The following is a 12,855-nucleotide window of genomic DNA, read 5'->3' as shown; positions in this document are numbered from 1 at the left end:
AAGTAAGGAGATTGAAGACATAATGGAGCACATTCGAGTCACTTCAAAAGGAAGTGTCGGCAAGTCGATTCTTCTTGTTCTTATATTGGGTGGTGTGTTTATTGCAGCTGTGAAGCTTATCAACTTAAATATGCAAAAATTTTATGAACGGTTAGAAAATGTTCCCGACGTCTTAAGTCGAATGATGGCTGTCGATTTTTCAATTGTTCCAGATGCTCTTTTGAATATTGTGACTAGTTTAGCATTGGCTTTGTTAACATTGGTTGTGGCTGTTTTTTTAGCTATGTTTTTAAGTTTTTTAGCAGCAGCAAATATTGCACCGAATCGTTATTTAGCGATTTTCATAAAAGGTTTTTTTGCCATCATTCGCTCCGTCCCTTCATTGGTATGGGGGTTAATGGTGATTGCGAGTCTAGGATTTGGCAATGTGTCAGGCTTTGTTGCCATTCTGATCTCTGCTGTCGGCTATCTGGTTAAAACGTTTACAGGGAGTATTGAAGAAACAGGCGGCGAGATTATTGAAGCGATGAAGTCAACAGGGGCATCATGGTTCAAAATTGTATATCACGGATTAATTCCGCTTTGTATTACCGCTTTTGTAGCTTGGATTACCGTTTGCTTCGAATCCAATGTTTCTGAATCCATCGGATTAGGAATCATCGGGGTTGGCGGCATTGGTCTTTTATTGACACAAGCAATAAATACGTATAACTATGCACAAACAACGACGATTGTCATTATGATTTGTTTCCTTATGGTGGTACTTGAACTGGTGATGACGAAAATTAAAAATAATATAAAATTTGGGAACTATTGATTTAGGAGGATACGTGGATGATGAAGAATGCAAAATTAAATTGGGTACGCTTGCCCATTAATAGTCTAGAAAACTGTCGGGAGTTAGGGGGGTACAGTACTGAATTTGGGCAACAAACAAAATGGCATTCCTTTTTAAGATCAAGTGATATGAGCAATCTCTCTAAAGAGGACATCGTCTTTTTAAAAGAGTATGGGGTGAAAACGGTCATTGATCTGCGAGGAGAAGATGAAATTGAAACACATAAAAATCCACTTGCAGAAGAGAATTTTTGCGGATACTATAACATCCCGTTTATAACCGAGCGCGTTTCTGATATTACTTTAACTTCATTTGAGACTACTATGGGAGACTTTTATATTGATTTAATGGAGCAAAACAATGATTCGATAAAGAGAATTTTTGATGTGATTGATCAGGCTGAAGAAGGCTGCATCGTCTTTCATTGCGCGGCCGGAAAAGATCGAACAGGGATCTTAGCCATGCTGCTGTTAGGCTTAGCTGGAGTAGAAAAGAAAGATATTATCTCAAATTATGAAGTAACCTATTCCAACTTGGAGTCAATTCATCAGATGAAAAGTCCGTATGGAAATATTCCCAAGGAGTACTTGTATTCAAATCGAGAATATATCCTAAGAGCCTATGAGTACATCCTTCATACCTATCATAGTATCGATCAATATTTGATGGCAAAAGGTGTAGGGCAGGATGTAATTGATCGAGTGAAGCGACGGTTTTTAACAATAGGTGAAACTGTTGCATTATAGAGATATTTATAAGGTAGAAGGAGAAGTGTTAGAGCACTTCTTTTTTTGTTCTCTCTATGTTGAAAATGATGAACAACAATATTCTAATGATGGTTTTAACCATTTAACTTACTATAGACAGCTAATTACTTTCCATTAAACCCGCTATGTAAGGGCAATTGTTCTTGCGGATAACTGTAGGGTAATTTAGAATTAGTGTGTGTAATTCTGTTTGAAAGGAATTGTAAAAATGACCCAAAACTCACTTGTTGACATAGCTTATACGACAATCCGTGAAAATTTAATTACTGCTAATTATATGCCAGGTCTGCTTCTATCGGAAAATGTATTAGCAAAAGAACTAAATATGAGCCGTACCCCTATTAGAGGCGCAATCTCCCGTTTAGAGTCAGAGGGATTTGTCACATCTATTAAAAACCGTGGAATTATTGTGAAAGAGATTTCTATGAAAGAATTGCTAGACATTTCGCAAGTGATCTTTTTTTTGCAAGAGTTTTCTGTTGATGAAGTAGAAGCAAGGGGACACAGCTTCGATCTTGATAATTTAAAAATGTATTTAGACCTGCAACTTGAGGCAGAAATGAATGATGACTATTATAAGTATATTCAATACCATCTTCTTTTTACTCGGTGTATGATTTCATCTGCAAACAATAAAACAATGCTAGAATTCATGGATTCGTTGAAAGATAAATTTGTACGAATGGCTATGGTGAATTGGAAATTAACCCCGAACCAAAAGCATTATTCTGCAAATCAATTAAATAAATTAATTTATGAAGCAATTTGTTCGCAGAATTACTCCGGCATTAAGCAGATTTGTAAAGAAACATTCTTAAAAAACCGAGAAAGAATCATATTGTCCACAGCATTTTAAGACGTTTTTGTCACAAAAAAGTTGATAGGGGCTTATATCCCCCTCTAAGACTATCTGAATGAATCAACCATGGTTCTTTTGTTAATGATGAAGCAAACACGGTTTGATTTTTAACTAAAATAACAAGTGATTAAAAAGGTATCAAAGCAATTCTCTAAATAGCTTTGGTGCCTTTTTTATATGTATTAATATTTGCCTTGATCGAAATTTTGGGAAGAGGTTTTAATTTTTTCGGAATTGCGTGAAATCAGGTAGTTACAATCATAACAAAGTTATATGTCGTTTATTTGATTAGAAAAGAATCGTTATCATTTGGTTAAGGCGTTTTTTATTATATCAAGAACTTACAATAAGGAAAAATATGTTAAACTAATGAAGGTAGTAATTAGAAAGAGACGCACTTCCTGTTCTTAATGGATGCTGTGAATGGAATATCTATTTGCAGATTGTATGAGATAAAATTCAATTAGGGGGAATTAGGAAATGAAAATTAGCAGCAAAAATATATTTGTCAGAACATTAGAACCCGATGATGCTAAGGCCTCCTTGCATCTTGAGCTGAACAATCGAGAATTTTTTCAAAAGTTTGCTTCACGCCGGGAGGAATCTTTTTATACGTTAGACGGCCAGCTGACGAGAATTAAGAAAAATAAAGAACTGCAGGAACTTGACCAATATTATTTTTTCGGAATCTTTTTAAATGAGTCAGAAAAACAAATTGGTTCCATCATGCTATCAGAAATATTGAGGGGGGCTTTGCAGAGCTGTTATGTCGGTTATTTTTTAGACCGAAACCATAATGGAAAGGGATATATGACAGAAGCCCTCCGTTTAATCGTAGATTTTGCATTTAATCAATTAAAGCTACATAGAATTGAAGCTGGTGTGATGCCGCATAATATTGGCTCCATCAGGGTTTTAGAGAAAGCAGGCTTTCACAAGGAGGGCGTCGCTAGGAAAAACGTTAAAATCAACGGGAAATGGGAAGACCATCAAGTACTGGCCATTATAAATGAGGATGACACAATTTAATTATCTATAAAGCAAGAATGAATAGAAAACGAAAATGAGATAAATGATGTTATACCCCCTTTTTCTTTTCATATACATAAATGAAGAATAAAAGGGGGTGTGCTGTGAGGACAAAAGATCTTTTCTTATTTAAGATTTTCTATGTTCCCGCATTGACCGTGATTTTTGTTTTCTGTTTAATTGGCCTTATTATTACGTTAAATGTGAGAGTTGATTCTAAAAATATTCAAAGAACCATTGGTGATTTTAGCACAGAGCAATTATTTGTTCATTTTCTCCAAGCTGAAAATCAATATTTCTACCAAAATCCCGATAACCCCTTATTTACCGCATCTAATATGTCAGCATTAGCTATCCAATTAGCAACAAGGATAAAACCAACGGATGTAAGAACGTTTTTAGGTAATGAATTGCCGGGATTGAAATTGTATGAAACAGAAATAGCTATTGCAGGGGAGGGGACAAATCTTAGTAATCTTCCCTATGAATCACCCCCGCCGACTGAGATTTTACTAAAGGAAAGACAAGTTGCGGAGGAGAAGCTTCAGGATAACCAAAGCCCAGAAAAAGATCAAAAACCTGTCATAAATCCTGAGCATAAAACCGTTTTTATTTATCAAAGCCATAGCTGGGAATCATTTTTACCGTTATTAAAGAATGCAAATAACCCAAATGATGCTATAAGCTCTGATCAAAGGGTAAATGTAATCGGTCTTGGAAATCGATTAGCGGAAAATCTCATGAAAAGAGGAATTGGTATCATTCATGATAAAACCAATATGACACAGGAATTGAGTAAGAAAGGGTGGAAATCGACCAAAGCTTATGCAGTTTCAGGTGTAATTGTTGAGGAAGCTGCAGCTGCGAAAAATGCCAGTCTAGACTTTTTTATAGATATTCATCGTGATTCCGCTCGAAGAAACATCACAACAAAAACAATTAGTGGAAAAAATTATGCAAGGGTTTATTTTGTCGTTGGTAAGGAACATGGGGATTATTTGGAAAATCTCGACTTAGCGAAAAAGCTGCATCAAAGACTTGAGGCTAAATACCCTGGGATAAGCCGAGGTGTGTTTCTTAAGTCTAAAAGTGACGGAAATGGAGTTTACAATCAGGATGTTTCCAATAATGCCATGCTTTTGGAAGTTGGCGGTGTCGATAATAACTTAGAAGAGTTGGGAAGAACAGTTGATGTTTTTTCAGATGTTCTCGCTGATTTCTATTGGGAGCAAAATGAAGCTAAAGAGGTAAATGGTGATGGGAAATGATTTCTCATCATCTTTATAAAGCTAAAGCCATTTATAAAAGGAACTTTTCTAATTTTTTTAAATAGATTCTTTCATGAAATCTGTTCCGAAAGCAAGCTTCTGTAGCGGAAATCAACCATTCTGCATTAGTGGTAATGAGCAATTAAGTATGCAAAAACAGCTGGTCAACCAAAAAATAAGGCTGACCAGTCTATAGGAAAACCTAATAATAACGAATCTTATTCTCAGGCTTCTTCCACCCTTTTTTCATTTTTAAGCAAACAAGGGCAATGATCACGACAAATAATATACTGACAAAGAAGCCTGGTCTAATGGCCTTTTCTAGTAAGGTTCCGCTGATAGCTGCAATAATTAAAACCATCCCCAAATAAGCAAAGATTTTATTCCATATTTTCAGCTGTAAATTTCGAAAGGCAGAAATGATAATAAAAAACCAGTTATATAATAATAAAATTCCGGCTGCAGTTGTAATATACTCATAAATTTTGCCTGGCAATAACAGGGCTGTAATAATGGATGCAAGCAAGCCCAATATTGCAAGCCCCAAAGAGGGGAGGGGAAGGCTTTTAAACTTTTTAAGCTTTTTTGCAAAGAATGAGGGTGCATCACCATCCTTTGCTAAGGTGACGAGTAAATTTGTTACTCCGTATAGGGATGCGGTCATGGTTGAAAATCCGGCAATGATGATGGCACCATTAAAAACATGCGGGAAAAATGCAAGGTTATAGTCCGCCAATGCGGTCACAAAGGGACTTTCTTTTTCATGGAAAACATTAACCGAAACCATTGTCGTAGCTAAACCCAATGATGCAATATAAACGAAAGCTAAAACAAAGAGCATAACAGATCCTGACTTAGGGGCATCTTCTTTCTTTTTAAGCTGCATCGCCATGATCCCGATGACTTCAATTCCTCCGTACGCATAAAAGGCATAAATTAGCGACGCCCAAAATCCTTTAAATCCTCCAGTAAATAGTTCATTTCCTGAGTTTGGAAGCCCGGGTGGATTTGCTTTTTCGCCATTTATCCATCCAAATAGGGCAGCAACAGCTAAAATAATAAACATCACAATTGCTGAAAACTTGACAATTGCTAGTAAATTTTCAATTTTATCAAACCCTTTTGTTCCGGAAATAACCACTAAAATTGAAAGAATGGCATAGCCTGCTGCGAAAATCCATAACGGAACCTTTGGGAACCAAAACTGTGAAAGGATGGCTAGTGCCGTCAGTTGACTGCCCATAATAAGAATATTAGAACACCAATAATTCCATCCGCAGCTAAATTCCGCCCATTTTCCAAAAGCCTTGCCGGCATAATAACAAAATGAACCTTCTTGAGGATCTTCAGCGGTCATCTTTGCCAAAACATTAAAAACAATATATGTTCCTAAGGCTGCTAAAAGAAAGGAAAAAACAATAGAGGGTCCTGTTATTTCTACACCAATACTCGAGCCAAGAAAATATCCGGTACCAATTGTGCAGCCAATACCAATCAACGATAGCTGCCACCATTTTAAATTTCCTTCTTTAGAACCTGTATTTGATCCTTGGTTGGAACCGCCCGGATTATTGCAACTTACATTACTCATTTTCTACCTCCTCTATACCCTGGTTATTATTGTTCGAAATGGATGCCGTGAATATGTATGAAATGTTAAAGGAGAAGAGGTATTCTTTTACATATCAAGTAAAAAAATCCCCAAACAATTTGGAGGGGATTTCCTTTTTGTAAAAATTAACTAAGTGAATCAAAAGAAAAGCCATCGATTGATGAAATTCTGCCTCTCCACCAGGTGCCATTAGGTGGTTGGTTTGCTTTACTATGATACTTGGCATGTTTTAAGTGAATGAAGGTTTTAGTACTTCCCTTCTGCTCCTGCTCGGCTTCCTCTTGTTTTTGTTTGGCGTAAGCTTCTTTTAAATCACCGAATTTTTTTGAAATGATTTTTGACATTGTGCTGTCAGGCAAGTTTTTGGATGCTTCTGTTACGCCTTCATAATAGGCGCTTGCTCCAATAAGTGTCCCAGAAATAATCGCACCTTGGATATTGAGGGTTACATCTACTTCGATTCCATCTTCTTCAACCAGATCTAAAAACATAAGAATAATGGCATCATCAGTGCCAGTTTGTTTTTCCTTATCGGCCATAACATCCACCTCATTATTGAAATTCGTATGTATATCATGCCCTTAATAGAAAAATTAAACCTTAGACCTATTCTTCGGAGTATTCTGTGAATAGAGTCAATTAGTCATAGCGGACAACTCTTCTCATATAATGTACAAGTTAAATAAACGGTGAAAAGAGTGGTTCTTTGAGTATCAGCATATTAATCAGTTATATTTTTTTAGGATTATCTTTAGCGGCACCTATAGGGCCGGTTAATTCCGCTCGGCTTGATAAAGGTCTTAAAAATGGATTTTGGCATGCGTGGATTGTGGGGGCAGGCTCAATGGCGGCTGACGCCTTATTTATGTTTTTGGTGTACTTAGGGATGGTTCAGTTTTTAGATATTCCAGTGGTGCAAATCTTTTTATGGCTGTTTGGCGGTTTTATCCTTATTTATTCAGGAATAGAAAGTATTTTGGGAGTACATAAGATTAATCTTACCTATAGCAGGAAAAAAGAATCGTTATCAAAATGCTTTTTAACAGGATTTTTCATGTCAAGTACGAGCCCGTTGTCAATCTTATTTTGGCTGGGGATTTATGGGTCAGTATTAGCGAAAACCGCCCAGACCAACAGTGCAAGTATGCTTTTGATTTACAGCTGCATGATTTTTGTTGGCTTAGCAGTATGGGATTTATTTGTCGCAGCTTTAACAACCGGTTTTCGCAATTTTTTAGATGATACAAGTTTAAAGGTTATTTCTATCATTTCAGGGGTTTCGTTAATTGGATTTGGAGTTTACTTTGGGTATCAAGGGTTAATGGCGTTACTAGGTAAATGATCATCCAGCTAACAGCTTTTTCTATTGTTTAATGATTCATGTGCTCGATAAATTCAATTAATTTCTCTTCGTTGATTATTTTTTGGTTGCATTCCATGCTATCTTGGCATATATATCTTCCCTTATTAATGTAGGTACCCTTTACAGAAGGTTTAGATTCAGTAATAAACATTCCTATTTGTCCAAGGGAATTGCATAATGAACAAATTCCTTTTTTATTGCTGTTTTTAAATGCCCCTTTTATTCCTACAAACTTATTTTCTTTTACAAAAACAAGATATTTTCTTTCCGAAGCTTGATCTGTCCAACCTAAATAGGAGATTTCTCTAAAATCGATTATTTCGAGATTTGGGAGCTTTAGCTTTTTTACCTTCGGAAATAAATTTTTCAAGAATTTATCATTTATGTCTTTAAAAGGAATAACATAAGGCTTTAATTCAAGTAAAAATGTTTCTGCTTGTTCTCTTTCTTTTATACTCTGAATGAAATTGAGTATTTGTTCTTGTTCCTTATCTATGTCAGGAAATAATTCAAATACTTTTTCGATTGCCAATAATTGAAGAGCATATAAAACATTAGGATCTTTTGTACTTACTTGACCATTCAAAAGTATTTGGGTTTGTTTTTTGATAAAATGGAATTGATAACTTTTTATAAAGGGTTCCATTGTTATCACTCCTTCTGTAAAAATATTAATGATATTACCTTTAATTTTAAAATCTTAGTCTGCAAATTAATAGGTGAAAAACAATTTAGAAATGAAATAGCCATATAAAAAAGCACTGTTTATGAATCAGTGCTTACGAATGGTATTCATTTTAATAGACTATTTTTTTTATCGTTTCGATAGAGAGAAAAAATTCATCAGCTAATTGGTCAATCGCATTCCCATTTTTGAATGAATTTTTTATTTTTGTATTTCGGTCATCAATTAATTGTCTACTGCCCGAGTTGGATCCCCATTTTTGATGATTCCTTTTTGGTTTAGGAATATAAACGGTTTCTCCTTGTACATACTTTTGGATTTCTTTAATCAATTCTTCAGGCAACACATGATTTGCATTAACATATTTCATTTTCCGCTCAGCTCCTTATTTTTTATAAAACAAAAAATAAGTGCAAAGCCGAAATATTAGTCAAGCATTTGATAAGTCTGGGGCGATATTTAATAATAAGATCGGCCCATGCAAAGAATCGCCTTCCTAATACCAGGCTTTGCATGGGCGTTTGAAGTCTTAGGTGAAGGTTTCATATTCACCATTTGAAATCACCTCTTTAAATCTTTTTATTCACTTACAACAGCTATTTTCCTATATTTGGTGAAAAAAATAAACAACAATTTTCTTTTGCTTTAGCAAAAATATATAGGTTCATAAAAAAGAGGCAATCAAATGATTGCCTAAAGTTTAACGAGAGTCATTATATGGTTCTTCCGTATTCTTACTTTCTTCATCATGTGTTGGATGTGCACCTGGGAATTGTCTTGGCATATCTTCGTGTAAGATACGGTTTTCGTATGCAAAATTACTATAATATTGTTGCCCATGCTGCCAAGGAGTATTTTTGTTTTCGACCTTTTTATTCTTGCCAATTGGTGAGCCGAAAGACCCTTCCGGGAATTCTTCAGCTGATAAGAAGTTTCTTTGGGTTTCAACGTTTGAAAAATCAGTATACTCTTCATCATTCGTTAACATTTTTAGCACCTCCATGATTTCTTTTTGGTTAGTTTGACCGCTATGGGAGAAATTATCCCATTCAACTATGCTCACTGATTGAGTCTAAAGAGGAGGTGGAAAAAGTGATAAGTCATGCTTTATGGAGCAGCTACATTTCTTGAGGCGCTTGAATACCTAGCAATCTAAGCCCCTCGTCTAATACGATCGTAACCGATTTTACTAAAGCAATACGCTGCGGTTTCTGAGCATCCTCTGCTAAAATTCTTACCAGGCCGTAGTATTTATTGAACTCTTGAGAAAGGTCAATCAAGTATTTGGCGATTTGTGATGGTTCATAAAGATTCATGCTCTTCTTAATAACATTTGGGAAGTCCATCAGCAGTTTAATTAATTCCCAGCATTCATCTCCGTCCAACCCTACAAAAGGAAGATTTGCCGCTTCATGAACCTTTCGCAGGATTGAACAAGCTCTTGCGTGCGTGTATTGTACATATGGCCCTGTTTCACCTTCAAATTTCAGCATATCTTGCAGTGAAAATTCAATATTATTTAATCGCTCATTTTTTAAGTCATGAAAAATTAATGCTCCAATTGCAACTTGCTTTGCTACCTTATCTTTATTTTGCAAACCTGGATTTTTTACTTCAATGTTCTTTTTAGCTAACGAAACTGCTTCACCAATGACATCCTCCAAAAGGACAACCTTGCCTTTTCTTGTCGACATTTTCTTGCCATCCTTTAAAATGAAGCCGAATGGAACGTGGACTAAATTCTTTGCCCAGCTGTATCCCATTTTTTCTAGAACGAGAAATACTTGTTTAAAGTGCAGGCTTTGTTCATGACCGACAACATAGATTCCTTTTTTGAAATGGTAGGTTTCTTGTCTATATAACGCTGCTGTTAAATCCCTTGTTGCATAAAGGGTTGCACCATCTGATTTTTTTAATAAGCATGGCGGTAGTTCATATTCATCTAAATGGACGACTTCGGCACCATCAGAGGATGAAAGTAATTCTTGAACTTTGAGTAATTGAATGGTTTTCTCCATTTTATCATTATAAAAAGCTTCACCATGATAGGAATCAAAGGTAATTCCTAATAACCCATAGATTTTTGAAAATTCCTGAAGCGATTCTGATCTAAACCATTCCCATAGCTTGGTTGCTTCTGCATTTCCATCTTCTAGCTTTTTAAACCAAATTCTCGCTTCCTCTTCGAGGTGTTTTTGCTGTTCAGCCTCATCATGAAATTCTACATAAAGGCTTAGCAGCTCCTTTATTGGGTTCTGTTTTACGCGCTGCTCATTTCCCCAAAGCTTATAGGCAACAATCAATTTACCAAACTGAGTTCCCCAGTCACCTAAATGGTTAATTCTAACGGCTTTAAAACCGCATTTTTCAAAAATATGAGCAAGAGAATTTCCAATAACCGTTGAACGCAAATGCCCCATTGAAAAGGGCTTTGCAATATTTGGCGATGAGAAGTCGATGGTAATGTTCTCGCCATTGCCAATCTGTGCTGAACCATAGTGCTCTCCCTGGTCAATAATGGAGGTAATCACTTCTTTACTGATCAGTTTCTTTTGAAAGAATCCATTGACATAAGGTCCATCTGCGACAACTTTTTCAAACATTGGATGATCGAAGCCGGTTGCAAGTTCATTGGCAATTTTATTTGGTGGTTTCTTTAAGATTTTTGCCAAAGTGAAGCATGGGAATGCGATATCACCTTGGCTGGCATATCTAGGCTTCTCGATTAGCTTGATAATGTTTTCATATGAGAGAATACCGTCTAAGCTTTTCGTTATTTCTTCTGCATAAATGGTTTGTAAATCCATCTTTATCACCTTTCTTTTTAAAATAAAACTGTTTTCGCAAGACTTGTTGTTAATAAGGCAAAGAAGTGATTTTAAGATTATCCTTGAAATACGAGGATAAAATGTTAGCTATAGTCTGCAAAAAACTGATTGTGCCTACGTAAACAGTTCTATGAACGTGACTGGGGAGACCAAGCAGACGCTAAGCGCTGAGGAGGCTCCCGGACCACTCTTAGTAAGCAAGCGCCTATAGGGGAAAATCAACAGACAAGTTTGACGTCTCTTACGTAAAAAACAACATTCTTTTAGATCAGACCAAAAATAAAAAAATCCCGCCTCTAAATTAGAGACGAGATTTGCCCGCGGTACCACTCTTGTTGTTCAACCTGAACCTTCTTTGCCCTTGATATCGGGGAGTACCCCGGCTGAACCTACTATGAATTCAGAACAGCATCTCAGAAGTGCGCTTCATTTTACATAATCCATTAGGCTCCCACCAACCCTAACTCGCTTTGGAATTTTTGTAAAATTACTCTCTTCGTCATCGAACGAAATGATCTTTTAAGCGATTATAAAGAATTTAGGAAAAGAAAGCAATGAAAAATTTACAAAATTAGGAGAAATATATTTAGTCATTGCTTTTCTATAACTAAAGTCCATTATTGAAGACATATGGTCATTATAGTAATATTTGCTTATCTTTTTTAAGTACATATGTCAGAAAAATCTAAAGATAAATAACTTAATATGAATATAGATTTAAAAGCGGCTCTAAAGGTCGCTTTTAAATTATGAAACATCAGTATATAATGTTTGTAATTTATAGACATTAAAGAAAAGGGGGAGGCAAATGTGTCAGCAATAATTGAACTTTCTAACGTATCGTTAAAAAGAAACGGACACTGGCTTTTAAAAGAAATAAATTGGACCATACATAAACATGAAAACTGGGTGCTCTACGGATTGAATGGTGCAGGAAAGACAGCGCTTTTAAACATGCTTTGTGCATACTATTTCCCTACAACAGGAAGTGTAACTGTTTTAGGTAAAGTGTTTGGAAAAGATTATTTAGCAGAAAAGCTGCGTCAGAAAATTGGATTGGTGTCTTCGAATTTACAGCAAAAGCTCTATCCCTCTGATACGGCATTTCAAATCGTTTTAAGCGGGGCTTTTGCTTCTATAGGTTTATATGAGGAACCTACAGATGAAATGAGACAAAAAGCAATTGGACTTCTGGAGGAACTTCATTGTTTGTCCTATGCTGACAGAGCCTATGAAACACTTTCACAGGGGGAGAGACAGCGGGTACTAATTGTCAGAGCATTAATGGCTGATCCTGAGCTATTAATTTTAGACGAGCCGACTACAGGCCTGGATTTTCTAGCACGTGAGCAGCTGTTGGCAGCATTAGAGACGATAAATAAACGTGAAAATGCCCCGACTTTCTTGTATGTCACACATCATATAGAAGAAATTCTACCCATTTTTTCTCATACGCTTTTGTTGAAAAACGGTGAGGTGTTCGCTTCTGGGTGTACGAATGAGATGATATCAGAAGAAAAGCTCTCACAGCTTTTTGAGCTTGATGTTTTCGTAAATTGGGAAAATGGACGAGCTAGTTTGAGGAGAAAACAGTAGATTCATTCTT

General features: G+C 36.0%; 13 protein-coding genes and 1 other annotated feature. Of the genes, 7 read left to right on the top strand and 6 right to left on the bottom strand.

The genetic code is table 11. The features are described from left to right. Positions 1-22: 22 nt before the first annotated feature. The 5 genes from WQ54_RS00935 (at position 23) to spoIIP (ending at position 4,761) form a co-directional block, all read left to right on the top strand. Positions 23-817: an ABC transporter permease gene (locus WQ54_RS00935; protein ID WP_046510730.1), complete on the top strand. Its 795-nt coding sequence runs from the start codon at positions 23-25 to the stop codon at positions 815-817. A gap of 17 nt (positions 818-834) precedes the next feature. Beyond that, positions 835-1,584 (top strand): tyrosine-protein phosphatase, encoded by a 750-nt coding sequence (locus WQ54_RS00930; RefSeq protein WP_046510728.1) that lies wholly within the window; start codon positions 835-837, stop codon positions 1,582-1,584. 229 nt (positions 1,585-1,813) lie between these two features. Next, on the top strand, positions 1,814-2,461 hold the full coding sequence (locus tag WQ54_RS00925) for a GntR family transcriptional regulator (protein WP_046510724.1): 648 nt from the start codon (positions 1,814-1,816) through the stop codon (positions 2,459-2,461). A gap of 483 nt (positions 2,462-2,944) precedes the next feature. After that, positions 2,945-3,493, top strand: coding sequence for a GNAT family N-acetyltransferase (locus tag WQ54_RS00920; protein ID WP_046510722.1), 549 nt, complete (start codon positions 2,945-2,947; stop codon positions 3,491-3,493). 104 nt (positions 3,494-3,597) lie between these two features. After that, positions 3,598-4,761, top strand: coding sequence for a stage II sporulation protein P (spoIIP, locus tag WQ54_RS00915; protein ID WP_046510719.1), 1,164 nt, complete (start codon positions 3,598-3,600; stop codon positions 4,759-4,761). Between the two features lie 202 nt (positions 4,762-4,963). Here the strand turns inward: spoIIP and WQ54_RS00910 are convergent, their stop codons facing one another. Continuing rightward, positions 4,964-6,352: an amino acid permease gene (locus WQ54_RS00910; RefSeq protein ID WP_046510717.1), complete on the bottom strand. Its 1,389-nt coding sequence runs from the start codon at positions 6,350-6,352 to the stop codon at positions 4,964-4,966. Positions 6,353-6,498: 146 nt separating this feature from the next. After that, positions 6,499-6,912 (bottom strand): gas vesicle accessory protein GvpU, encoded by a 414-nt coding sequence (gene gvpU / locus WQ54_RS00905; protein WP_046510715.1) that lies wholly within the window; start codon positions 6,910-6,912, stop codon positions 6,499-6,501. 167 nt (positions 6,913-7,079) lie between these two features. On the opposite strand from gvpU, the gene WQ54_RS00900 reads away from it, so the two are divergent. Further along, positions 7,080-7,715, top strand: a complete 636-nt coding sequence (locus tag WQ54_RS00900; RefSeq protein ID WP_046510714.1) for a LysE family transporter — start codon at positions 7,080-7,082, stop codon at positions 7,713-7,715. 28 nt (positions 7,716-7,743) lie between these two features. Here the strand turns inward: WQ54_RS00900 and WQ54_RS00895 are convergent, their stop codons facing one another. The 4 genes from WQ54_RS00895 to argS form a co-directional block, all read right to left on the bottom strand. Continuing rightward, complete coding sequence (locus WQ54_RS00895) at positions 7,744-8,382, bottom strand: FusB/FusC family EF-G-binding protein (protein WP_046510712.1); 639 nt, start codon at positions 8,380-8,382, stop codon at positions 7,744-7,746. A 151-nt stretch (positions 8,383-8,533) separates the two neighbouring features. Further along, positions 8,534-8,791, bottom strand: a complete 258-nt coding sequence (locus WQ54_RS00890) for a CD3324 family protein (protein ID WP_046510709.1) — start codon at positions 8,789-8,791, stop codon at positions 8,534-8,536. Positions 8,792-9,121: 330 nt separating this feature from the next. Continuing rightward, a complete protein-coding gene (locus WQ54_RS00885; protein ID WP_046510707.1) occupies positions 9,122-9,409 on the bottom strand; it encodes a hypothetical protein in 288 nt (95 codons plus the stop codon). A gap of 130 nt (positions 9,410-9,539) precedes the next feature. Then, complete coding sequence (gene argS / locus WQ54_RS00880) at positions 9,540-11,228, bottom strand: arginine--tRNA ligase (RefSeq protein ID WP_046510706.1); 1,689 nt, start codon at positions 11,226-11,228, stop codon at positions 9,540-9,542. A gap of 321 nt (positions 11,229-11,549) precedes the next feature. Then, positions 11,550-11,761, bottom strand: a binding site (T-box leader). 298 nt (positions 11,762-12,059) lie between these two features. On the opposite strand from argS, the gene WQ54_RS00875 reads away from it, so the two are divergent. Then, positions 12,060-12,845, top strand: coding sequence for an ABC transporter ATP-binding protein (locus tag WQ54_RS00875; protein ID WP_231597420.1), 786 nt, complete (start codon positions 12,060-12,062; stop codon positions 12,843-12,845). Positions 12,846-12,855: the final 10 nt, after the last annotated feature.

The organism is Bacillus sp. SA1-12 (genome assembly GCF_000981385.1).
Taxonomy (GTDB): Bacteria; Bacillota; Bacilli; order Bacillales; family Bacillaceae; genus Metabacillus.
The sequence above is the reverse complement of the archived record's forward strand: the minus strand, read 5'-3'. Positions and strand labels throughout refer to the sequence as shown.

What these genes read in the sequence shown, in the direction of transcription:
- WQ54_RS00935 (WP_046510730.1), top strand. Translation starts at nt 23, where the DNA reads ATGGAGCACATTCGAGTCACTTCAAAAGGAAGTGTCGGCAAGTCGATT.
- WQ54_RS00930 (WP_046510728.1), top strand. Translation starts at nt 835, where the DNA reads ATGATGAAGAATGCAAAATTAAATTGGGTACGCTTGCCCATTAATAGT.
- WQ54_RS00925 (WP_046510724.1), top strand. Translation starts at nt 1,814, where the DNA reads ATGACCCAAAACTCACTTGTTGACATAGCTTATACGACAATCCGTGAA.
- WQ54_RS00920 (WP_046510722.1), top strand. Translation starts at nt 2,945, where the DNA reads ATGAAAATTAGCAGCAAAAATATATTTGTCAGAACATTAGAACCCGAT.
- WQ54_RS00910 (WP_046510717.1), bottom strand. Translation starts at nt 6,352, where the DNA reads ATGAGTAATGTAAGTTGCAATAATCCGGGCGGTTCCAACCAAGGATCA.
- gvpU (WP_046510715.1), bottom strand. Translation starts at nt 6,912, where the DNA reads ATGGCCGATAAGGAAAAACAAACTGGCACTGATGATGCCATTATTCTT.
- WQ54_RS00895 (WP_046510712.1), bottom strand. Translation starts at nt 8,382, where the DNA reads ATGGAACCCTTTATAAAAAGTTATCAATTCCATTTTATCAAAAAACAA.
- WQ54_RS00890 (WP_046510709.1), bottom strand. Translation starts at nt 8,791, where the DNA reads ATGAAATATGTTAATGCAAATCATGTGTTGCCTGAAGAATTGATTAAA.
- WQ54_RS00885 (WP_046510707.1), bottom strand. Translation starts at nt 9,409, where the DNA reads ATGTTAACGAATGATGAAGAGTATACTGATTTTTCAAACGTTGAAACC.
- argS (WP_046510706.1), bottom strand. Translation starts at nt 11,228, where the DNA reads ATGGATTTACAAACCATTTATGCAGAAGAAATAACGAAAAGCTTAGAC.